This is a genomic window from Microbacterium sp. bgisy207 (assembly GCF_965345035.1).
Taxonomy (GTDB): Bacteria; Actinomycetota; Actinomycetes; order Actinomycetales; family Microbacteriaceae; genus Microbacterium.
The window spans coordinates 93,241-114,927 of the sequence record NZ_CBDRMG010000004.1 but is presented as its reverse complement, the minus strand read 5'-3'; the positions used below and the strand labels follow the sequence as shown (position 1 = coordinate 114,927).

Below are 21,687 nucleotides of genomic sequence, written 5' to 3'. Positions count from 1 at the left end.
GAGAAGAGCGAGCAATGGCGACGACGCCCGATAGCCGCTTCGACGTCGTGACGATCGGCCGGATCGGTATCGATGTCTACCCTCTTCAAGACGGAGTGGGACTCGAGGATGTCGAGACGTTCGGCAAGTACCTCGGTGGCAGCGCGACCAACGTCGCGATCGCCGCGGCCCGCCACGGGCTGCGAACGGCGGTGATCACGGCCACCGGCGATGACCCGTTCGGACGCTTCGCACACCGTGAGCTCACGCGGCTCGGGGTGGATGACCGGTTCGTGGCCACAGTGCCCGACCTCAACACTCCGGTGACGTTCTGCGAGATCTTCCCGCCCGACAACTTTCCGCTCTACTTCTACCGGACGCCGATCGCGCCGGACCTCGTGCTCACCAACGACAACCTCGACCTCGACGCGATCAGTCGGGCGAAGGTCTTCTGGGCGACGGTGACCGGCCTGTCCAAGGATCCCAGCCGAACGGCACACCACACCGCCTGGGCGGCGCGCGGCCGGGCGCCGCTGACCATCCTCGATCTCGACTTCCGCCCGATGTTCTGGCCGTCGGCCGAGGCAGCCACGCGCGAAGTCGAGAAAGCGCTCGGCAAGGTGACCGTCGCCGTGGGCAACCGTGAGGAGTGCGAAGTCGCCGTCGGAGAGACCGACCCGCACCGCGCAGCCGATGCGCTGCTCGAACGAGGCGTCGAGCTGGCTGTCGTCAAGCAGGGCCCGCGTGGTGTGCTCGCCAAGACCCGATCGGAGAGCGTCGAGGTTGAGCCCTACCCCGTCGAGGTCGTCAACGGCCTCGGCGCCGGCGACGGCTTCGGTGGAGCGCTCTGCTACGGCCTCCTCCAAGACTGGTCGCTGGAGCGCGTGATCCGCTTCGCGAACATCGCGGGTGCGATCGTCGCCACCCGGCGCGAATGCTCCACGGCCATGCCGACCTCCGATGAAGTCGAAGCAGTCCTCGCGGAGGTGTCGCATGTCGCTCTCTGAAACCCTCGATACGCTGCCCGCGGAGGCGCTTGATCGACTCCGCAGCATTCGGCATTCGCAGCCGGCCGCGATCCCCATGCTGATGGCTGAGCGGTCTCGCCGTCGGCTCGTCACGGGCGACGGGCGGCTGTTCATCATCGCCGCCGATCACCCCGCCCGCGGCGCGCTCGGGGTGGGACGCAACGGCATGGCCATGGCCAACCGCTACGATCTGCTCCGTCGCCTCGCCATCGCCCTCTCCCGTCCCGGGGTGGACGGCGTACTCGGAACCCCGGACATCATCGAGGACCTCGCGATCCTCGGGCTGCTCGAGGGCAAGGTCGCGGTCGGATCGATGAACCGGGGCGGCCTGCGCGGGGCCGTCTTCGAGATGGACGACCGGTACACCGGGTACGACGTGGATTCGATGCGCGCCGCAGGGTTGGATGCCGCGAAGCTCCTCGTCCGCATCAACCTGAAAGACCCCGGAACGGCCAACACGCTGGAAGAGACCGCGCGTGCGGTCACCGCAGCCGCACGGGCCGAGCTGCCGATCATGCTCGAACCGTTCATGAGCGAGTGGGACGGGGACCGGATCGTCAACGACCTGTCCACCGAAGCGGTCATCACTTCGGTGGCGATCGCGTCCGGCCTGGGCGGTACTTCGGCCTACAGCTGGCTCAAGCTCCCCGTCGTGGCGGAGATGGAGCGCGTGATGGAAGCCGCCACCCTCCCCACCCTGCTCCTCGGCGGAGACAATGGGAGCGAACCTCACGAGACGTTCGCCGCGTGGTCGCGTGCCCTCGCCCTGCCGGGGGTGCACGGCCTCGTCGTCGGACGCACCTTGCTCTACCCGGCCGATGGCGACGTGACCGCCGCGGTCGATGCCGCGGCCGCACTGGTCCACGGCAACTGATCAGACCTCGACAAGCGAAGGAATCATCATGACCAACGTTACGGAAGCCCCGGCTGCAGACGCATCCGCGGGCACACTGCCCGTGCTCTCGCACTGGATCGACGGTGCAATCCGCGAATCGGGCAGCGGGCGCACCGCCCCGGTGTTCAACCCGGCGACCGGCCGCGAGAGCGCGCGGGTCGCGCTGGCCGACCAGGCCGAGATCGACGAGGCGATCGCCTCCGCGCAGCGCGGTTTCGAGCTGTGGAGCTCGTACTCGATCGCCAAGCGCCAGACCGTGCTGTTCGCCTTCCGTGAGCTGCTGAACGCCCGCAAGACCGAGCTGGCCGCCATCATCACCGCGGAGCACGGCAAGGTGCTCTCGGACGCGATGGGCGAGATCCTGCGCGGTCAGGAAGTCGTCGAACTCGCCACGGGCTTCCCCCACCTGATCAAGGGCGCCTACTCCGAGAACGCCTCCACGGGCATCGACGTCTACTCGCTCAAGCAGCCCCTGGGCGTTGTGGGGATCATCTCCCCGTTCAACTTCCCCGCGATGGTGCCGATGTGGTTCTTCCCCATCGCGATCGCCGCCGGCAACTCGGTGGTCGTCAAGCCCAGCGAGAAGGACCCCTCCGCATCGCTGTGGCTTGCGCAGCTGTGGAAGGAAGCCGGGCTCCCCGACGGCGTCTTCACCGTCCTGCAGGGTGACAAGCTCGCCGTCGACGGGCTCCTGAACAGCCCGGTGGTGCAGTCGATCTCGTTCGTCGGCTCGACCCCGATCGCTCAGTACATCTACGAGACCGCCGCACGCAACGGCAAGCGGGTGCAGGCTCTGGGTGGTGCGAAGAACCACATGCTCGTGCTTCCGGATGCCGACCTCGATCTCGTCGCCGACCAGGCCATCAACGCCGGGTACGGCGCCGCCGGTGAGCGCTGCATGGCGATCTCGGTCGTGCTCGCCGTGGAGCCGATCGCCGATGAGCTCATCGAGAAGATCGCCGAGCGGATCGGGCGCCTGCGCATCGGCAACGGTGCCGGCGGCGCGAACGGAGAGCCGGACATGGGTCCCCTCATCACCGGAGTGCACCGTGACAAGGTCTCCTCGTATGTCGACATCGCCGAGGCCGACGGCGCGACGATCGTCGTCGACGGTCGCGGATTCACGGTCGACGGTCACGAGGACGGCTTCTGGTTCGGTCCGACCCTGATCGACAAGATCCCCACGACCTCGCGTGCCTACCAGGAGGAGATCTTCGGGCCCGTGCTCGAGATCGTCCGGGTGGAGAGCTACCAGGAAGGCGTCGAACTCATCAACTCCGGCGCGTTCGGCAACGGAACTGCGATCTTCACGAACGACGGAGGCGCCGCACGCCGGTTCCAGAACGAGGTCCAGGTGGGGATGATCGGCATCAACGTCCCGATCCCCGTCCCCGTGGCTTACCACTCGTTCGGCGGGTGGAAGGCATCCCTGTTCGGTGACGCGAAGGCGTACGGCGTGCATGGTTTCGACTTCTTCACGCGTGAGAAGGCGATCACGAGCCGCTGGCTGGACCCGGCGACCCACGGCGGCATCAACCTCGGGTTCCCGCAGAACAACTGACCGACCGGACGCCGCGGCCCGCTGACAGACCGGGCTGCGGCGTCCCTCTTCGAGAAGGCACGATGATGAGCGCCACCGACCAGCGCTGGTTCCACCGGCGGGGACAGCTTGCCCGCGACGGCTGGGAGAGCGTCGTCGACAGATCCACCCCGGGGTGGGCACACACCGGGTTGCGTGTGGCCGAGCTGGCGGATGGAGTCGAGCTCGCGCTGACCGAGCTCGACGTCGAGCGCATCGTGGTTCCGCTGTCGGGGTCTTTCGAGGTCACGCACCGCGATGACGAGGGTTCGACGACGACGACCCTCGCGGGCCGCGCATCGGTCTTCGACGGCCCCACCGACGTGCTCTACCTCGGCGCAGGAACGAGCGGATCCCTCCGGGGCCAGGGGCGCGTGGCGATCGCGACCTCGCCGACCGCCGATCGCCGCCCCATGCGCTACATCCCGGCATCCGACACCCCGGTCGAGCTCCGCGGCGCCGGGGCATCGAGCCGGCAGGTGCACAACTTCGGCACCCCGCAGGCACTGGATGCCGCGCGCCTGATCGTCTGCGAAGTCATCACCCCCGCCGACAACTGGTCGTCCTATCCGCCGCACAAGCACGATGAACACGACCCGGGTCACGAGTCGCGCCTCGAGGAGATCTACTACTTCGAAACGGCGCCGACCCGCGGCAGCGCGATCACGGCGGACACGGATGCCTCCTTCGGCCTGTTCAGCACGTACTCCTCACCCGCGGGTGACATCGACATCAATGCGATGGTGCGAACCGGCGATGTCGCCCTCGTCCCCTACGGCTACCACGGGCCGGCCGTTGCGGCCCCCGGCTACGACCTCTACTACCTCAATGTGATGGCCGGGCCCGATGAGGAACGGATCTGGCTCATCAGCGACGACCCCGCGCACGCGTGGGTCCGGGACACCTGGGAGACCCAGGACGTCGATGACCGACTTCCCTACACCACCGACTCGAAGGAGCAGCACTGATGGGTGCCACACGACGGATGACGGTCAGCCAGGCGCTCGTCGAGTTCCTGGGCCACCAATGGACGGTCGACGGTGACATCCGCGAGCGGACCATCCCGGGGATGTTCGGAATCTTCGGCCACGGGAACGTGGCGGGAATTGGCCAGGCGCTCAAGCAGGCCAACGTCGAGCAGCCCGACCTCATGCCCTACTACCAGGCGCGCAACGAGCAGGCCATGGTCCACCAGTCCGTCGGCTATGCCCGTATGCACCGACGTCGCGGAACCTTCGCGTCTGCCGCATCCGTCGGTCCCGGCGCGACCAACCTCCTCACCGGTGCGGCCCTGGCGACGACCAACCGACTTCCCGCGCTGCTGTTGCCCAGCGACACCTTCGCAACGCGCGTCGCCGACCCCGTCCTCCAGCAGCTGGAGCAGCCCTGGGACATCGGTCTGACCGTGAACGATGCGTTCCGACCCCTCTCGAAGTTCTTCGACCGGGTGCAGCGTCCGGAGCAGCTCTTCTCGATCGCCCTCAACGCGATGCGCGTTCTGACCGACCCGGCGGAGACCGGTGCCGTGACCATTGCCCTTCCCGAAGACGTCCAGGCCGAGGCCATGGACGTTCCCGTGGAATTCCTGCAGGACCGCGAATGGCACATCCGTCGCCCCCTGCCCGAGCGCGCGGCCCTCGCCCGCGCGGTCGCGGCGATCAGAGCGGCGCGCAAGCCCTTCATCGTCGCGGGCGGCGGTGTGCTCTACTCGAGCGCCGAGGACCAGCTGCGAGAGCTCGTCGAGTCGACCGGGATTCCCGTGGGCACCTCGCAGGCCGGCGGCGGAGTGCTCGACTGGGACCACCCGCAGTACCTCGGCGGTGTCGGCGCGACCGGCACCCTCGCGGCCAACAGGCTGGCGGCCGAAGCCGACGTCATCATCGGCATCGGGACCCGGTACAGCGACTTCACGACCGCATCGCGCACCGCGTTCCAGAACCCGGACGTCGTTTTCGTGAACATCAATGTCGCCTCCTTCGACGCCTACAAGCACGGCTCACAGCTGCCGGTGATCGCGGATGCCCGCGAAGCGCTCGCCGAGCTGATCATCGAACTCGAAGGCTTCGAGGTCTCCGCGGACTACGCACAGACCATCGCTGCGCACAAGGCGCAGTGGGATGCGCTCGTCGACGACGCATTCGCCCCCTCGGGGTTGGCGCTGCCGGGCCAGCCGGAGATCATCGGCGCCGTGCAGGCGGCGAGTGCTCCCGAAGATGTCATCGTCCAGGCCGCTGGATCTCTCCCGGGGGATCTGCACAAGCTCTGGCGTGTGCGCGATCCGCTGGGATACCACGTCGAATACGCGTACTCCTGCATGGGCTACGAGATCGCCGGCGGGCTGGGGGCCAAGCGCGGCCTGCTCGCCGACGGTGATGACCGCGATGTGATCGTCATGGTCGGAGACGGCTCGTATCTCATGCTCAGCACCGAGCTGGTCACTGCCGTCGCAGAGGGCATCAAGCTCATCGTCGTGCTCATTCAGAACCACGGATACGCCTCGATCGGTCATCTGTCGGAGACCGTCGGGTCGGAGCGCTTCGGAACCTGGTACCGCACCTACGACGAGACTGCCCGCAATTTCCAGGGCGACCAGATCCTCCCGGTCGATCTCGCCATGAATGCGCGTAGCTACGGGCTCGATGTCATCGAGATCGAGCCCGGTCCGTCGGCGATCGACGACCTCGCGGCCGCGATGGCGACGGCGAAGGCATCCGACCGGTCGACCTTCATCCACATCAACAGCGATCCCCTCATCTACGCGCCCGACGGCGCCGGCTGGTGGGACGTTCCGGTCCCCGAGGTCTCGACGCTGGCCGCCACGCAGTCGGCGCGCGCCGAGTACCTCGAGCAGCAGGCGCACCAGAAGCCGCTCCTCGGCTGACGGATTCAACGAAAGAGACGAGAGACACATGGTCCGCATTGCGCTCGACCCCACGCCCTACCATCACGACTTCGGTCTGCTCGAGTTCCCCGAGGTCGCAGCTCGACTCGGCTACGAGTTCCTGCAGCTCACTCCGCATGTCGACTTCACGCCGTTCTTCCGGTACCCCAAGGCCGATGACGCGCTGGTGGCGAAGCTGAAGAAGGCGGCGTCCGACGCTGGGGTGGCGATTCCCGCCATCCTCCCCGTGCAGCGGATCTCGTGGCCGGACGAGCCGCAGCGCGAGGCCGCGGTCCGCAACTTCCGACGCATGATCCAGCTCGCCGTGGAGCTGGAGATCCCCGTGATCAACACGGAGTTCTCCGGCCGGCCCGAGCGCTCGGAGGAGTCGGAGGCCGCCTTCTACCGGTCGATGGAGGAGCTCCTTCCGGTCATCGAGTCAGAGGGTCTGCGTCTGAACATCGATCCCCACCCGGACGACTTCGTCGAGGACGGCCTCGAGGCCTGGCGTGTGCTGCGCGGGCTCAACTCGTCGGCCGTCGGGTTCGTGTATGTGGCGTCCCACACCTTCCACTACGGCGATCGCGCCGCGACTCTCCTTCCCGAGATCGGCGACCGGCTGGGCGCTGTGTACACGGCGGACACCTTCGACCACACCCGCTCGCACGGCCTGCGCTACATCTCGAACCCGCCCGGCAACGCGGCCCGCGTGCATCAGCACCTGGCCATCGGGGACGGAGACGTCGACTGGACCGAGCTGTTCGACACCCTTCGGGCGATCGGCTATCTCGATCGTGAGGACGCGCTCATCGTGTCCAACGTCTTCGCAGAGGACGAGCGCGCCGACGAGGTGTCGGCCTTCCAGCTGGCAAAGCTGCGCGAACTCATCGGCTGATCCGCGACGTATCCACAGCAGAGGCGGTCCGTGCGTGTGCGCGGGCCGCTTCGGTCTGTGCGGGCCCTGGTTCTCAGCGATCGACGAGGGTGATCTCGAATGAGTAGAGATCGGGGGAGTAGCAGTGCTCGCCGTGCTCGACGGCGCGGCCGGAGCTGTCGAAGGCCGTCCGTGCCATCGTCAGGAGGGCGCCGTGACGGGGCACCTGCAGAAGCTCGCTCTCCTTGGCCGTCGCGGCTCGTGCGCCGATGCGCTGCTTGGCCACACGGATCGTGACACCCCGAGTGCGCAAGAGCTGATACAGACCGTGCTTCTCCAGGTCCTCGGCCGTGATGTCACTGAATTCGCGCGGGAGGGTGTTGTCCATGACGGCCAGCGGCACACCGTCGGCAAGCCGAAGCCGCGTCACGTGCAGGACGCGGTCGCCGACCGGCACCCCGAGCACGGCGGCGAGCTGTTCGTCCGCTTCGCCGAGCTCATAGCGGATGAGCCGCGTCAGCGGTTTCTGCCCGCTGCGGGCAAGATCCTCGTAGAGGCTCGTCAACTCGACGTTGCGGGTGACCTGTCCGTGCACGACCTGCGTCCCGATGCCCCGGCGACGAACGAGCAGTCCTTTGTCGACGAGCTCCTGGATGGCGCGGCGCATGGTCGGCCGTGAGAGTCCGAACCGCTGACCGAGAGAGATCTCGTTCTCTAAACGCGCCCCGGCGGGCAACGTTCCGTCGGAGATCGCCGCCTCAAGCTTGGTGGCAATCTGGAAGTACAGCGGAATCGGACTGGATCGATCCAGATCGAGGAAGAAGTCCTGGGGAAGCGGATGCTCGGCCTGGGGCATGGACACTCCGGATCAACGCTGACATCAGTTTGTCTGCACAACTGTACACGAGGGCCGCTTTGTCAGCAGGTGTCTCGTCATCTGGGTCTTCCCTCCAGGTATCCTGAGCGACTAACATCGGTATGTCCTTACATTCCGACCTTTGGGAGGACACGATGACCGTGACCACCGACAACCTGCCACTTCGCGCTGCAACGGAGCAGTTCGTCACCGTGCTGTGGAACGACTCCGCCGATCCTCGCGAGCTCGAGCAGTCGATCGATTTCGGCGCCGTCGGGGCGACGTGCAACCCGGTGATCGCGCTCGCCGCAGTGAAGGCCGATCTTCCCAAGTGGGCTCCGCGCATTGCCGAGCTTGCGCGCGAGTACCCGACGGCATCCGAGTCGGAGCTGGGGTGGAAGGTCGTCGAGGAGCTGTCGATCCACGCGGCCGCACTCTTGAAGCCGGCGTTCGATGCCAGCGGGGGTCGCAACGGCCGCCTGTCGATCCAGACCGACCCTCGCCTCCACCGAGACGCGGACGCCCTGGTCGCTCAGGCCGTCCATTTCAGCTCGCTCGCCGAGAACATCATCGTCAAGATCCCGGCGACCTCCGTGGGCCTGCGGGCGATCGAGGAGGCGACCTATCGAGGCGTGAGCATCAACGTCACCGTGTCCTTCACGGTGCCGCAGGCAGTCGCCGCTGCAGAGGCGATCGAACGCGGACTCGACCGTCGCGCAGCCGAGGGTCTGCCCGAGCGTGAATTCGGGTCTGTCGTCACGATCATGGGTGGACGCCTGGATGACTGGCTCAAGGCCTGGACCCAGAAGAACCGGATCCTCGTGGATCCCGGATACCTCGAGTGGGCCGGCGTCGCAGCGCTCAAGAAGGCGTATGCGGTCTTCCAGGAGCGCGGGTTCCGGTCGCGGGTCCTCTCGGCGGCATTCCGCAACCACATGCATTGGTCCGAGCTACAGGGCGGTGATCTCGTCGTCTCGCCGCCGTTCGACTGGCAAGCTCGCATCAACGAGAACGGGATCTACGCGGAGGACCGCATCTCGGTTCCGGTCGACCCTCAGATCATCGAAACCCTCATCGCTCAGGTGCCCGAGTTCGTCCGCGCCTACGAGGTCGATGGGATGACCCCGGAGGAGTTCGACACGTTCGGGGCGACGGTGCGCACACTGCGGCAGTTCCTGGACGCCGACGAGCAGCTCGACCACATCGTGCGCGACATCCTTCTGCCGCCGGTCTGACCCGCACGTCGATCACGCCGCCCCCGACCCCGCACCGACGGGCTGGGGGCGGCGCCGTGCTAAACTGAATCTTTGTCTGCGCGCACTCCAGCACGCAGTTCGCGTTTCGTCTCCCTTCGTTCGCTCAACGGCCGGTGTTCCGGGCGGTGTCGACGTATGGAACGAGATGCAGACAAGGGATCTTGGGTGGGGCCGTCCGGCCTCACGGTATAGAAGGAGACATCACCATGGCTGCAGTGTGCCAGGTGACTGGAGCGGTTCCCGGCTTCGGTCACAACATCTCGCACTCGCACCGCCGGACGAAGCGCCGCTTCGACCCGAACGTGCAGAAGAAGACCTATTTCGTGCCCTCGCTCGGCCGGAAGATCACCCTCAATGTGTCCGCTAAGGGCATCAAGGTGATCGACGCCCGTGGCATCGAGTCGGTCGTGAAGGACCTCATCGCGAAGGGTGTGAAGCTCTAATGGCGAAGAAGGCTCAGGACGTCCGTCCGATCATCAAGCTGCGCTCGACCGCCGGCACGGGGTACACCTACGTGACGCGCAAGAACCGCCGCAACAACCCCGACCGCATCGTGCTGAAGAAGTACGACCCGGTCATCCGCAAGCACGTCGAATTCCGAGAGGAGCGCTGATCATGGCCAAGAAGAGCAAGATCGCCCGCAACCAGCAGCGCCAGGCGGTCGTCGACCGTTACGCAGCCAAGCGCCTCGAGCTCAAGAAGCAGCTCGTGGACCCCAACGCGACCGATGAGCAGCGCGAAGCCGCCCGTGTCGGCCTGCAGAAGCTTCCCCGCAACGCGTCGCCGGTGCGGCTGCGCAGCCGTGACGCGATCGACGGTCGCCCCCGCGGCGTGCTGACGAAGTTCGGCATCTCGCGTGTGCGCTTCCGCGACATGGCCCACCGTGGCGAGCTGCCCGGCGTGACCAAGTCGAGCTGGTAAGCCAGCCCGCGAACGCGATAGACCCGGCATCCTCACGGATGTCGGGTCTTTCGCGTTCCCCGCCCCGAATTCCGGCGAGACTGCAACGTGCCCGCGAGACGTCGCCGGTATTCACCGGTTTCGCGGGCACGTTGCAGTCTCGAGCAGCAGCAGGTTGCGGAGGGTGCCAACGGGCGGGCCGGCAGTCACGTCAGTCACACCCGTCACTCCCGTGACGCGACACGCCGCGAAACGGATGCCGATGGCGGGGAAATCCGCGGAATTCCGGGGTTCGTGGGTATATTCGAGGTCGGTCGGCAAGAGACCAGCCGAGAGCCACCAGCTTTCGGTCCATGCACGAGGGCGGGGACTTCACCGCCTTGGAGGACAACCACAATGGCTGAAAAGTCCATCACCAAGACCGAGCTCGTCGCGAGCATCGCAAGCGCAACCGGTCAGAGCCAGGCCACCGTTTCGGGCGTCGTCGACGCGCTGTTCACCACTGTCGCCGAGGCCGTCGCCAAGGGCAGCAAGGTCTCGATCCCGGGCTGGGTCTCGTTCGAGCAGGTCGCCACCTCCGCTCGCACCGGCCGCAACCCGCAGACCGGCGAGGAGATCAAGATTCCCGCGGGCAAGCGCGTCAAGGTCTCGGCCGGCGCCAAGCTCAAGGCTGCTGCCAAGTAAGACCCATCGTCTTCACCTCGACAAGGGGGGCGTCCGTCCGCGGACGTCCCCCTTGTCGCGCGCGTAGGCTGAAGGAATGGATTCCCGCCTGCTGCGGGCGGTCGGCCCGGCGACGCTCGTCACCGTTGCCGCTGCCGTCATGGTGGCCGCCCTCGCGTACGGCGGCGGTGCCGCGCCGCTGGTGATCGCCGATGCCGGACCTGTGGTCCGGTGGGGCCTGCCGACGACAACGCTGGTGTTCAACCTTGCGGCGGCGGGGATGCTGGGTTCGCTCATCCTCGCACTGTTCGCACTCAAGGCCGGGGACAAGCCGTTCGGGGTGGCGCTGGATACCGCATCCGTCTCGGCTGCCGTCTTCACGGTCGCCGCCGGGGTCACCGGGTTCCTCACGTTCATCGACGCGTTCAATGCACAGGTGACGATCGGTCCCGAGTTCGGCTCCCAGTTCGGCCGGTTCCTCACCGAGACCGAGCTCGGCCGCGCCTGGCTGCTGACCACGGTGTTCGGTGCGCTGCTCACGGTGCTCACCTTCGCGGTGCGCTCGTGGACGGGCACGTTCCTCGTCGCACTTCTCGCGATCGCGGCGCTCGTTCCGGTCGGCACGCAGGGGCACTCCGGAGACGAGGCCAACCACAACGCCGCCGTCATGGCAACGGTGCTGCACATCGAAGGCGCAGCGCTCTGGTTGGGGGGCCTGCTGCTGCTGATCGTCATCCGTCCACTGCTGCCGGTCGAACGGATGACGACAGTCCTGCGTCGATACTCGACGGTTGCCATCGTCGCGTTCGTCATCGTCGCGGCATCCGGGTACGTGCGCGGGGTCATCGGCGTCGTGACGTGGGAGGCGATGCTCTCCCCGTACGGAGCGATCCTCGCGCTCAAGATCGGCGCCCTCGTGGCGATGGGGATCCTGGGTGCGTGGTACCGGTTGCGCCTGATCGATCGTCTGCGCGAGAGTCGAGCCTCACGCTTCTTCTGGTGGCTGATTCTGGTCGAGATCGGGTTCATGGGGATCGCCAGCGGCGCCGCGGTGGCGCTCGCGCGCACCCCGCCCCCCGTCGACACCTCGTTGCCCGAGCTGCGCACTCCGGCGGAATTCCTCACGGGTGCGGCCCTGCCGCCAGAGCTGACGCCGTGGCAGTGGGTCGCTGCATGGGAGGTCGACCTGCTCTGGGCGCTGTTCTGCGCTTTCGCGGCGTTCTTCTACCTCGCCGGGGTGCGGCGCCTGCGCGCGCGCGGCGATCGCTGGCCGGTGTATCGCACGGTGCTGTTCCTCGCGGGGCTGGCGATGCTGGCATGGGTCACCAATGGTGCACACAACGTCTACCAGGAGTACCTCTTCAGCGTTCACATGTTCGGACACATGGCGCTGACGATGGGCATCCCGCTCCTGCTCGTGGCCGGCGCTCCCGTGACGCTCGCGCTCCGGGCCATCCGCAAGCGCGATGACGGCACGCGTGGCGGTCGGGAGTGGATCCTCTGGGCGATCCATACGCCTTTCGCGAAGGTCGTCACCAACCCCTTCTTCGCCGCCGGGAACTTCGTGCTCTCCCTGTGGCTGTTCTACTACACCGACCTGTTCCGGTGGACCCTGTACGACCACCTGGGGCATGAGTGGATGGTCTTCCACTTCCTGCTCACGGGGTACCTCTTCGTGCTGTCGCTGATCGGTATCGACCCCGTGCCGTACCGGCTCCCGTACCCGTTCCGGCTGCTCGTGCTCATCGGAGTGATGGCGATGCACGCATTCTTCGGTATCGCGATCATGATGAACAGCGGGCTGATGGTCGCGGAGTGGTTCGGTGCGATGGGCCGTACCTGGGGGCCGACGCCGCTGGAGGACCAGTACATCGGGGGCGGTATCGCATGGTCGATCGGCGAGATACCCACCCTCATCCTCGCCATCACCGTCGCCATACAGTGGAGCCGCAGCGACGAGCGTGCCCAGCGACGTGAGGACCGGAAGGCCGATCGCACGGCGGATGCCGAACTCGAGGAGTACAACGCGCGGCTGGCCGAACTCGCCGAGCGTGACGCGCGCGTCGGTCGCTGACCGCCGGCGGCCTCAGCCGAGAAGGATCGAGGCGGTTCCGTCGGGGAGGATGTCGATCGTCCCGGTGACGACGAACGGGACGTCGACGCTCACGTCGCTCACGCTGCCATCGAAGAGGGAACGCACGCGAAGCTCGATGTGAGCCATGGCGGGGGACTCGACGATGCGCCATCCGGCACCGTCAGCGACGAGACGTACAGTCGGGTCTTGCGCGATCGACCAGGTCGGGAGAGTCACGATGCGGTCCGAAAGCTCGAACCCGAAGGGGCACGCGGTGGGTTGCAGCACCTGCTGTTGCGTGCATTCCTCGAGGAACGCATCGACCTTGTCCTGCACGAGCGCCACGAACTCGTCGGATGCGGTCGCCGTGACCGTCACCGGAACGCTCGCGAACGGCACGTCGGAGAGCATTGCCACTCCGGGAGAACTGGCGATCGGTGTATCGACGGTGACCGAGTAGATCCCCGGTGAGAAGACGAGGAGGGGAATGGAGGCAGACAGGTCGGCGGCGGCGCCGTCGGGCGACACTTGGCGTTTGTCGACGGTGAACCCGTTGACCGCGAACTCCGATGAGCCGTTCACGGTGAGGTCCATCACCGCGATCGGGCTCTGGGCGAACTCCCACCGGGGGAAGATCCCGATCATGCCGTCCTGCACGACCGAGAACGTCGTGGTCGCGTCGTGGCGACCGGCCGTGTACGCCAGGGTGACCGACACCGTGCCATCGACCTCGGTTTCCGACATGGCGCGGATGTTCGACAGGGGGCCGAGGGCGCTGGCGCGCAGGAGGTCCTCCGACGCGTTGGCGGGAAGGCCCGCGGCCTCCAGCTCGGCCGAATCGACGGCGACGCCCGGTAGGGCGAGGGCCTGGGTCGCGTCGCCGTCGGCCAGCAGGTTCGCGTACCGTACGACGAACGCTGACGCGCTGTAGAACTGCGTGTAGAGCGTGGCGCCCGCCGCCAGAAACGCGCCGATCAGGAGCACGCCCACGATCGACAGCAGAATCAGGTCCCCGGTGGGTGACCGGCGACGACCGCGCCGTCCGCGGCGGCGCACTGGCGTCGCCTCCGGGACCTCGATCACCTCCGCGGGCACGCCGGCAGCAACGCCCGACGTGCTCTCCCCCGAGGTGCTCACAGGACCAGTCTAGGAACGACCCGCTGAGAGGACGCCCCGCCGCGACGAGTGCTGGGTAGCATGGCCCGGTGCAGGCGCCCGATCTCTCCGCAGAACAGGAGGCGCTGTTCCGGCTCATCGAGGACACGCGCGACCACGTGTTCGTGACGGGTCGAGCGGGCACCGGCAAGTCGACGCTGCTGCAGCACCTGTCCTACCGCACGAGCAAGCAGATCGCGGTGTGCGCGCCGACCGGGGTCGCGGCGCTGAACGTCGAGGGCCAGACGATCCACTCGCTCCTGCGGCTGCCCATCGGGCTCATCGCCGACGCCGAGCTCGAGCATCCGGATGCCACCCGAAAACTGCTCAACGCCATCGACACGCTCGTGATCGACGAGATCTCGATGGTCAATGCCGACGTCATGGACGCGATCGATCGTTCGCTGCGCCAAGCTCGCGGACGCCGCGCCGAACCGTTCGGCGGCGTGCAGATCGTGATGTTCGGTGACCCGTACCAACTCGCTCCGGTCCCGCCGCGACAGGGGGACGAGCAGCGATACATCCGCGATCACTACCGGTCGTTCTGGTTCTTCGACGCGCGTGTGTGGGCGGGGTCGGATGCCGCGCTCCCGGGAACGGAGGGCTCGTCCCTCCTGGACCTGGGGCGCTACGGCGCGGCGTTGCAGATCCGCGAGCTCGCCGAGATCCACCGGCAATCCGATCCCGAGTTCCGACGGATGCTGGGTGCCGTTCGCCACGGTCGGGTCACCGCCGACATCGCCCAGGTCCTCAACGACACCGGTGCCCGCACGCCGCCCACCGGTGGTGCCGACGAGCCGCCGATCATCACGCTGGCCACCCGCAACGACATCGTCAATCGGATCAACCGCACGCATCTGGAGGCGCTCCCCGGGGCCATGCAGACGGCGCACGCCGAGATCAGTGGTGACTTCGGACGCGGAGATTCCGCATATCCCGCTGACGCGCAGCTGCAGCTCAAGGTCGGGGCGCAGGTGATGTTCCTGCGCAACGATGTCTCGACGTTCGGGCAACCTCCGCGGTGGGTCAATGGCACCATCGGAACAGTCACGCGCATCGCGGGCGGCACCGTGCGGGTGGAGGTCGACGGCGAGCAGATGGATGTCGAACCCGCGGTGTGGGAGAGGTTCCGCTACGCGTACAACTCGTCGACCCGGTCGATCTCGCGCGAGATCGTTGCGGAGTTCACCCAGTTCCCGCTGCGCTTGGCGTGGGCGGTCACGATCCACAAGTCGCAGGGCAAGACGTATGACCGGGCCATCATCGACCTCGGGTCGGGTGCGTTCGCGCCCGGGCAAACGTACGTGGCGCTGAGCCGTCTGACCTCGCTCGAGGGTCTCTACCTGTCGCGGCCGTTGCGGCCTCGTGACATCCAGGTCGACCCGGACGTGCAGCGGTTCATGGCCGCGGTGCGCGCCGGAGGCTGACGGCGCCTCGCTCAGGCGATCTCCGGGATCTGCCCGGCCGCTTTGGCGGCGGCGAGATCGATGAACACGTCAGTGTTGAACTGGTAGGCCAGCAGCACCTCGTCGATGACGCGCTCTTGCTCCTGGGCGTCCCAGGGCGCGGCATCCAACTGCTCGCGGTAGACGTCCTTGAACGCGCGGGGATCGGCGATGTCCTCGAAGATGTAGAAGCCGATCCCGTTCGTTTCGAAGCCGAACTGACGGGCCATGAGCTTGCCGATGAACTGCCCGCCCGACAGATCACCGAGGTATCGGGTGTAGTGGTGAGCGACGAACCCGCCAGCCCATGTCGTCCCGACCTCGTTGATGCGGTCGACGTAGCGCCGGGTGCTCGGCAACGGCGCGATGCGCTCGCGCCAATCGGGGCCGATCAGGAACTCGAGATCTGCTTCCAGCGCCGGGATGCGGGTGAGTTTGTCGCTGATGAAGGGGGCTGCGACCGGATCGTGGCGCATCACATCGGCCGCCCGCTCGATCGCGTCGTACATGAACCAGTGCTGGGCGACCAGGGCGATGTAGTCCTCGCGCGTGCCTTCGCCTTTCATGAGGTCGCTCATGAAGCCGGCGTGCTCGCTGCCCGAGTGCGCCCCGCTGGAGCGCTCGCGAAGGGCCGTGGAGAACGGAGTCACGGGAGTCATGACACCAGTGTACCTTCAGGTAAGCCGAACCTTACAAGGGCGAATTTCCGCGGCGAGCGCCGTCGGCATGAGCGGCGTCGAGTCAGGCGTGCGGGCGGGGCGTGATCCCCAGCCGGTCGCAGGCGGTGTCGTACAGTTTCACGATCTCGGCCCGGATCTGCGGTCGCTGCGTGATCTGGCCGCCAGGCCAGGCCACGGCAACGTCCACGGTGGAACCGTCGGACAGTTCCGCTTTCCACACCCCGCCGTCGCCGGTGAGATCCGACATCCGGGCACTCACGGCATCCGAGGGACCGAACGCCCGCGCAATGAGTAGGTTGTCGTCGCCGTGATCGCCGTTCATGTGGGCGAGCACACCATCACGGATGCTGTCGTCGAAGCGATACGTCATGGTCACAGCGTAGGCGTCGTGATCTTCGCGTGATGTTGATGTGTTTGAATGCTGGATGCACGGACAACGGGGGTTGGGTATGGGTGCGACGATCCTCAGGCGACGGTTGAGCGCACTCGGAGTCGGCGTTGTCGCCCTCGCGGCGGCCCTCGTCGGTTGTGCTCCCGTGGAGGCTGTCGAGATCGACGTGCCCGCCCAGGTCGAGGGCGGATTCCCCGCTGAGACGCAGGCGCAATTGGACGCCGCCCTGGCCGAGGCCATGGCCGCCACGGGCGCGTCCGGTGCGATCGTGGGAGTGTGGGCGCCGTGGAGCGGCTCCTGGGTTGCGGGGGTCGGCACGCAGTCGCCCGGTGGCGGTGCCGCCGTTGACGCCGATATGGAGTTTCGTGCGGCGCGGGTGACGCGGGCCATGACGTGCGACGTGCTCTACGCTCTCGTCGCGCGCGACGTCGTCTCGCTCGGGGACCCCGTGTCGAGGTACGTCGGCGGAGCGTCAGGCCTCGAGGACGTGACCCTCGGACAGCTGTGCGACAGCTCGTCGGGCATCGGCGCATCGGCGCCGTCGCTGTGGAACGAATGGATCCGGACCCCGGACCGCATCTGGCCGCCCCTCGAGCTTGCCGCGTACGGCATGGGACGCGAGCGTACGACGGAGCCCGGCGATGCGTTCGTCGACTCGGACGCCGGCTACCTGCTGCTGGGTGTCGCGCTGGAGAATGCCACGGCGACATCGCTGCCCGAGCTGTTCGAGAAGTACGTGACGAAGCCGCTCGCGTTGGACTCCACCTGGTTGCCGGACTCGGAGCCGGCGACCCCCTCGGGCAGTCGCGGAGACACATCCCTGCAGGGCAATCACTCGCTGCCCGGCGAGGATGGCCAGTTGTTGTGCGCGGATCCGATCGACATCACCGAGCTCTCGGCGAGCATGGGCTTCGCGGACACGGGTGCGGTCTCGACGATCACCGATCTCGGACGCTACGCGCAGGCTCTGGCAACCGGCGCTCTGCTGGGCGAAGGCCAGACCCGGTTCGACAGCCCTCGCGCGGCCTACCCGAACGCGCCCACGTGGTACACGTACGACGGCGGGGCGTACACGGCCGGCGGCCTGGTCGGCCAGCACGGCACGATGCCCGGTTACCTCACCGCTGCCTACGCCGACCCGGATTCGGGTCTGACGGTCGCCGTGGTTCTCAACAACTCCGCGGCTCCCTCGGGGCTCGCGGCGAATCTGGCGTGGGAGCTCGCGGCGATCGCCTCCAAGGCGCCCGCCGCGGCGGGACAGACCGCTCCGGCTGCCGGTTTGCCGTGGACGGCCGAACAGCAGGCGGAGACCATTCGCTCGGCTGCGGTCTGCCCGCTGCCCGCGCAGTGATCGCGGACGACGGGTGAGCGCCGCACCCACTGGGCCGCGGTCGTCGTCGCCCGTCGCGGCGGGCATGGTCGTGGCGGGTCTCGTGTGCCAGGAGGTCGGCGCATCCCTCGCGGTGCTGCTCTTTCCCGCGGTGGGTCCCCTGGGGATCGTCTCACTCCGACTGGGGTTTTCGGCGATCCTGCTGGTGCTCATCGCGAGACCGCGCGTGCGTGGCTACGGACGGGCGGCGTGGCGGTCGGTCATCGGCTTCGGTCTCGTTCTGGCGCTCATGAACGGCCTGTTCTATCTCGCGCTGGAGCGGCTCCCGCTCGGCGTCACGGTGACGATCGAGGTGCTCGGTCCCCTGGTGCTCTCGGTGGTCGCCGCACGTCGTGCCAGCGCATGGTTGTGGGCTGGACTCGCGTTGGTCGGGGTCATCGCTCTGGCCGGCGGGGGATGGGATCGGTTGGACCCCCTCGGCGTGCTCTTCGCCCTCGGTGCGGCATCCAGCTGGGCGTTCTACATCCTCGCGTCCGCGGGTGTCGGCCGCCAGTTCCCCCGGCTCGACGGCCTGGCCCTCGCGATGGTGATCGGTGCTGTCGTCGCGCTGCCGTGGGGCCTGATCGCCGCTGGTGGGGCGCTCCTGCGAGTCGACCTGCTCGCCCTCGGCGCGGCGGTCGCGGTGCTGTCGTCGACCATCCCGTATGCGCTCGAACTGCTGGCATTGCGGCGGCTTGCAGCATCCGCGTTCGCGATTCTGATGAGTCTTGCCCCCGCGACCGCCACCCTCGCGGGATGGCTGCTGCTCGGTCAGGACATGACGTGGCTCGAGATCGTCGGCATCGCGCTGGTCATTGCGGCGAGCATGGGTGCGGTGCGCACCGCATCTGTGCGGACGGGAACGGTCGCGGAGGGGACGGATGCGGCGCCCGCTGAGCCCCTACCCTGAACGTGCGTCTCGCTCGGAGGCCTCTTGCGCGCTGGAGCCGCCGAGGATCGTGGACACGAGATGCGCGGTGAGGGTGTCGGCCCCCTCGAAAAGAACGCGGGTGCGCACGCCCTCGTGGTCCCGGGCGCCCAGGCGCTGTCCGCGCATGTCGACGACCGTCGACCCGCGCGAGGGCCCCTCCGTGGTGTCGATGACCACGGGAACCCGAAGGCTTCGGCCGATGCCCGGCGCCCCGACCGCCGTCATCGCCGCGAGCGGGTCGTGCAGGGGGCTGAGCCTCTCGCCGAACTCCGGGACGTAGAAGTCGAGGTAGTGGTCGAGGATGTCGCCGACGGCGCGCGCGAACGGATCGGCGGAGGCGAGCAGGAGGTCCCGTTCGTCGTCGGTGAGGATGTGGTTCATCGTCACGTCCAGCGGCACGAAGGTCACGTCCCAGTCGGCGCGGGCAAGGGCATCGGCTGCGGCAGGGTCGTTGAAGATGTTCGCCTCCGCTGCCGGGGTGATGTTGCCGGGGACAAGGGCTGCGCCACCCATCGTCGTGACTCCGGCGATCCGCGACGGGAGAGTCGGGTCGCGCTGCAGCGCGATCGCGATGTTGGTGACGGGGCCGATGGTGAGGAGATGGAGCTCGCCGGCGTGGGTATGCGACAGATCGAGGAGAAGGTCAGCTGCGTCCCGAGCGTCGGGCGAGGTGCCCGAGTCGGGGAGGATGACGCCGCCGATGCCGTTGTCGCCGTGCACATGGGGTGCTCCGCCGCCGTACGTATGGGTGAGGTGGTCGTGGGCGCCGACCGCGACGGGGATGCCCGAGGAGCCTGCCAGCGCCAAGAGGTCGAGGGTGTTGCGGGCCGCCTGCGCAGCATCCGTGTTCCCGCTGACCGTCCCGATGCCGACGAGATCTGCGGCAGGGGAGCGCAGCAGGTAGGCGAGGGCGACGGTGTCGTCGATGCCGGTGTCGCAGTCGAGGTAGAGCGGAAGAGGCGCAGTCATGTCGCTCCCGGGAGTGAGGTGAGCGGACGGCGCTGTCCGGGGCGCGTCGCGCACCTCTTCGGTTATATCGCGCGCGAGGCTCTCGGTCGTACCTGCAGTGACGGTGCGTGATGGAATGTCGACATGACATCCCGAGGTCTGGGCCCGCTCTGTGTGGTCGGAAGCATCAACGTCGACGTGTCGGTCACGGTGGGCCAGCTTCCGATTCCTGGCGAGACCGTGCGGGGTGTCGGACCGCTGCGCGATGCCGGCGGAAAGGGCGCGAATCAGGCAGCTGCAGCCGCTCGGTTGGGTGCGACGGTTCGGATGCTCGGCGCCGTCGGGGACGACGATGACGGCCGGGCCATGGTCGAGAACCTGCGACGCGCGGGCGTCGATACGTCCGGCATCCGTGTCGTCACGGAGCCGACGGGAACCGCACTGATCACGGTGGATGCCGCGGGCGAGAACACGATCGTCGTGTGCGCCGGTGCGAACGACGCGGTCGAGGGATCGGGTCCGTTCTCGCCCGAGGAGGCAGTGCTCGCTCAGCTGGAGATCCCGCCGCGCGCGATCGAGACGCTCGCGGCATCCGTGCCCGGGTTCTTCGCGCTCAACGCGGCTCCCGCCCGGGCGGTCTCGGCGTCGGTCTTGCGGCGCGCGGACCTCGTGATCGTCAACGACGCCGAGTTCGCCGCGCTGCCGGCGGTCTCGTCGGCGCGCCTCGTGGTGGTCACCCACGGAGCCCGGGGGGCTTCGCTGTGGCGAGAGGGCACGCGGGTCCTTTCCGCTCCGTCACCGGCCGTAGAAGCCGTGAGTGCCGTCGGTGCCGGCGACGCGTTCAGCGCGGCGATCACGCTCGCCATCCACGCCGGGTGGCCCGACGATGTCGCACTGGCTGCCGCGTGCGCGGTGGGCGCCGACGCAGTGACCCACGCCGGCGCCCAGCCGCCCCTTCGCTCGCTCGCTGCGTACCGGTAGCGCTCAGCCGGTGACGTCGCGGGAGCGCAGCGCGAGAGCCGCCGCGCCCGAAAGCACGATCGCCACGCCCCAGACCGCCGCGATGCCCCAACTGAATCCGGATTCGAGCGGCGACTGGCTGTACGCCCACGAGTAGGGCGAGAGCCGCTCGACCCACGCGAGATCCTCGGATTGGTTGGCCACCGCCTGCAGGGCGTATCCGTACACGGCAATCCCCGCACCCGCCGCGACCCCGACGACTCGACGCCCCGTGATGGCGCCGGCCAGCAGCGCTGCTGCCGCAGACAGTGCGCCCAGCCCCGTGAGGGCTGCGATCGCTGCGATGATTCCGGATGCCTCCAGCCCGAGTTCCGAGGGGCGATCGAGGATGCCGATCACCCCACCGATGACGATGCCGAGCGCGATGAGCTTCACGAGGATCGCCAGGGCGTTCTCGAGAACGTAGGCGACGCGGCCGATCCCGTGTGCCAGGTCGAGTTCGAGGCGGCCGCTCTCGTCGGCGCCGCCGATCGCGCTCGCGCCCCATGCGGTGGTCGCGATCACGATCAGGGCGAAGCCGATCAGACCGAAGAAGGTCGCTTGCGCGTAGCCCGAACCGGTGCCGATCTGGTCGTAGCCGAGCGCGTCGACCAGCTCCGGCGGCAGTGTGGCGATGATCTCCTCGAGAGAGCCGTTGCTTCCGAACGACGGAAACAGCGGAAGGTACAGCGCGAGGGCAGCCGCAAGACCCAGCGCCCACGCCAGCAGTCCTCGCCAGGAGTCGCGCAGGTTCCGGGTTGCGACGGGAAGCAGACGGGCCATT

Annotated in this window: 22 protein-coding genes; 16 read left to right on the top strand and 6 right to left on the bottom strand. The window is 67.8% G+C overall.

All coding sequences use genetic code 11. The features are described from left to right. Positions 1 to 14: 14 nt before the first annotated feature. The 6 genes from iolC (at position 15) to ACSGC5_RS04990 (ending at position 7,257) form a co-directional block, all read left to right on the top strand. Positions 15 to 986: a 5-dehydro-2-deoxygluconokinase gene (gene iolC, locus ACSGC5_RS05015; RefSeq protein ID WP_434969525.1), complete on the top strand. Its 972-nt coding sequence runs from the start codon at positions 15 to 17 to the stop codon at positions 984 to 986. Then, positions 973 to 1,881 (top strand): Cgl0159 family (beta/alpha)8-fold protein, encoded by a 909-nt coding sequence (locus ACSGC5_RS05010; protein ID WP_434969524.1) that lies wholly within the window; start codon positions 973 to 975, stop codon positions 1,879 to 1,881. Before iolC ends, ACSGC5_RS05010 begins: the two co-directional genes overlap by 14 nt. A gap of 28 nt (positions 1,882 to 1,909) precedes the next feature. Beyond that, positions 1,910 to 3,463, top strand: coding sequence for a CoA-acylating methylmalonate-semialdehyde dehydrogenase (locus ACSGC5_RS05005; RefSeq protein ID WP_434969523.1), 1,554 nt, complete (start codon positions 1,910 to 1,912; stop codon positions 3,461 to 3,463). A gap of 65 nt (positions 3,464 to 3,528) precedes the next feature. Beyond that, positions 3,529 to 4,449: a 5-deoxy-glucuronate isomerase gene (iolB, locus tag ACSGC5_RS05000; protein ID WP_434969633.1), complete on the top strand. Its 921-nt coding sequence runs from the start codon at positions 3,529 to 3,531 to the stop codon at positions 4,447 to 4,449. Next, positions 4,449 to 6,362, top strand: coding sequence for a 3D-(3,5/4)-trihydroxycyclohexane-1,2-dione acylhydrolase (decyclizing) (gene iolD, locus ACSGC5_RS04995; protein ID WP_434969522.1), 1,914 nt, complete (start codon positions 4,449 to 4,451; stop codon positions 6,360 to 6,362). Before iolB ends, iolD begins: the two co-directional genes overlap by 1 nt. Positions 6,363 to 6,390: 28 nt before the next feature. Then, positions 6,391 to 7,257: a sugar phosphate isomerase/epimerase family protein gene (locus ACSGC5_RS04990; RefSeq protein ID WP_434969521.1), complete on the top strand. Its 867-nt coding sequence runs from the start codon at positions 6,391 to 6,393 to the stop codon at positions 7,255 to 7,257. A gap of 73 nt (positions 7,258 to 7,330) precedes the next feature. Here the strand turns inward: ACSGC5_RS04990 and ACSGC5_RS04985 are convergent, their stop codons facing one another. After that, positions 7,331 to 8,092 carry a GntR family transcriptional regulator gene (locus ACSGC5_RS04985; RefSeq protein WP_434969520.1) on the bottom strand — a complete coding sequence of 254 codons (762 nt, stop codon included), beginning with the start codon at positions 8,090 to 8,092 and terminating at the stop codon, positions 7,331 to 7,333. A 155-nt stretch (positions 8,093 to 8,247) separates the two neighbouring features. On the opposite strand from ACSGC5_RS04985, the gene ACSGC5_RS04980 reads away from it, so the two are divergent. The 6 genes from ACSGC5_RS04980 to ACSGC5_RS04955 all read left to right on the top strand — a co-directional run bounded on the left by ACSGC5_RS04980 (position 8,248) and on the right by ACSGC5_RS04955 (position 12,985). Then, the gene (locus ACSGC5_RS04980; protein ID WP_434969519.1) at positions 8,248 to 9,327 is read left to right on the top strand and encodes a transaldolase family protein; all 1,080 of its coding nucleotides are present in this window, start codon (positions 8,248 to 8,250) and stop codon (positions 9,325 to 9,327) included. A gap of 227 nt (positions 9,328 to 9,554) precedes the next feature. Beyond that, positions 9,555 to 9,791, top strand: a complete 237-nt coding sequence (gene rpmB / locus ACSGC5_RS04975; RefSeq protein ID WP_055987914.1) for a 50S ribosomal protein L28 — start codon at positions 9,555 to 9,557, stop codon at positions 9,789 to 9,791. Then, on the top strand, positions 9,791 to 9,961 hold the full coding sequence (gene rpmG / locus ACSGC5_RS04970; RefSeq protein WP_005051772.1) for a 50S ribosomal protein L33: 171 nt from the start codon (positions 9,791 to 9,793) through the stop codon (positions 9,959 to 9,961). Before rpmB ends, rpmG begins: the two co-directional genes overlap by 1 nt. Before the next feature lie 2 nt (positions 9,962 to 9,963). After that, entirely contained in the window at positions 9,964 to 10,269 is a 306-nt protein-coding gene (gene rpsN, locus ACSGC5_RS04965) for a 30S ribosomal protein S14 (RefSeq protein ID WP_292707051.1), read from the top strand. 375 nt (positions 10,270 to 10,644) lie between these two features. Further along, complete coding sequence (locus ACSGC5_RS04960; protein ID WP_195692545.1) at positions 10,645 to 10,932, top strand: HU family DNA-binding protein; 288 nt, start codon at positions 10,645 to 10,647, stop codon at positions 10,930 to 10,932. Between the two features lie 76 nt (positions 10,933 to 11,008). Then, entirely contained in the window at positions 11,009 to 12,985 is a 1,977-nt protein-coding gene (locus ACSGC5_RS04955) for a cytochrome c oxidase assembly protein (protein WP_434969518.1), read from the top strand. A 12-nt stretch (positions 12,986 to 12,997) separates the two neighbouring features. Here the strand turns inward: ACSGC5_RS04955 and ACSGC5_RS04950 are convergent, their stop codons facing one another. Beyond that, complete coding sequence (locus ACSGC5_RS04950) at positions 12,998 to 14,122, bottom strand: hypothetical protein (RefSeq protein ID WP_434969517.1); 1,125 nt, start codon at positions 14,120 to 14,122, stop codon at positions 12,998 to 13,000. 68 nt (positions 14,123 to 14,190) lie between these two features. Between ACSGC5_RS04950 and ACSGC5_RS04945 the strand changes: the two genes are divergently transcribed. Then, entirely contained in the window at positions 14,191 to 15,567 is a 1,377-nt protein-coding gene (locus ACSGC5_RS04945; RefSeq protein WP_434969516.1) for an ATP-dependent DNA helicase, read from the top strand. Between the two features lie 11 nt (positions 15,568 to 15,578). Here the strand turns inward: ACSGC5_RS04945 and ACSGC5_RS04940 are convergent, their stop codons facing one another. Together ACSGC5_RS04940 and ACSGC5_RS04935 are read right to left on the bottom strand one after the other, a co-directional pair. Continuing rightward, positions 15,579 to 16,244: a heme oxygenase (biliverdin-producing) gene (locus ACSGC5_RS04940; RefSeq protein WP_434969514.1), complete on the bottom strand. Its 666-nt coding sequence runs from the start codon at positions 16,242 to 16,244 to the stop codon at positions 15,579 to 15,581. An 82-nt stretch (positions 16,245 to 16,326) separates the two neighbouring features. After that, positions 16,327 to 16,635: a DUF2470 domain-containing protein gene (locus ACSGC5_RS04935; protein ID WP_434969512.1), complete on the bottom strand. Its 309-nt coding sequence runs from the start codon at positions 16,633 to 16,635 to the stop codon at positions 16,327 to 16,329. Between the two features lie 106 nt (positions 16,636 to 16,741). On the opposite strand from ACSGC5_RS04935, the gene ACSGC5_RS04930 reads away from it, so the two are divergent. Together ACSGC5_RS04930 and ACSGC5_RS04925 are read left to right on the top strand one after the other, a co-directional pair. Beyond that, the gene (locus tag ACSGC5_RS04930; protein WP_434969511.1) at positions 16,742 to 18,007 is read left to right on the top strand and encodes a serine hydrolase domain-containing protein; all 1,266 of its coding nucleotides are present in this window, start codon (positions 16,742 to 16,744) and stop codon (positions 18,005 to 18,007) included. 64 nt (positions 18,008 to 18,071) lie between these two features. After that, entirely contained in the window at positions 18,072 to 18,935 is an 864-nt protein-coding gene (locus ACSGC5_RS04925) for an EamA family transporter (protein WP_434969632.1), read from the top strand. On the opposite strand, the gene ACSGC5_RS04920 is transcribed toward ACSGC5_RS04925, so the two are convergent. Beyond that, positions 18,927 to 19,925, bottom strand: a complete 999-nt coding sequence (locus ACSGC5_RS04920) for a nucleoside hydrolase (protein WP_434969510.1) — start codon at positions 19,923 to 19,925, stop codon at positions 18,927 to 18,929. The genes ACSGC5_RS04925 and ACSGC5_RS04920 overlap by 9 nt on opposite strands. A gap of 123 nt (positions 19,926 to 20,048) precedes the next feature. Between ACSGC5_RS04920 and ACSGC5_RS04915 the strand changes: the two genes are divergently transcribed. Then, positions 20,049 to 20,885 (top strand): PfkB family carbohydrate kinase, encoded by an 837-nt coding sequence (locus ACSGC5_RS04915; RefSeq protein ID WP_434969509.1) that lies wholly within the window; start codon positions 20,049 to 20,051, stop codon positions 20,883 to 20,885. Positions 20,886 to 20,888: 3 nt separating this feature from the next. Here ACSGC5_RS04915 and ACSGC5_RS04910 read toward each other — a convergent pair whose 3' ends face one another. Then, a complete protein-coding gene (locus tag ACSGC5_RS04910; RefSeq protein ID WP_434969508.1) occupies positions 20,889 to 21,686 on the bottom strand; it encodes an ABC transporter permease subunit in 798 nt (265 codons plus the stop codon). Between the last annotated feature and the right edge of the window lies 1 nt (position 21,687).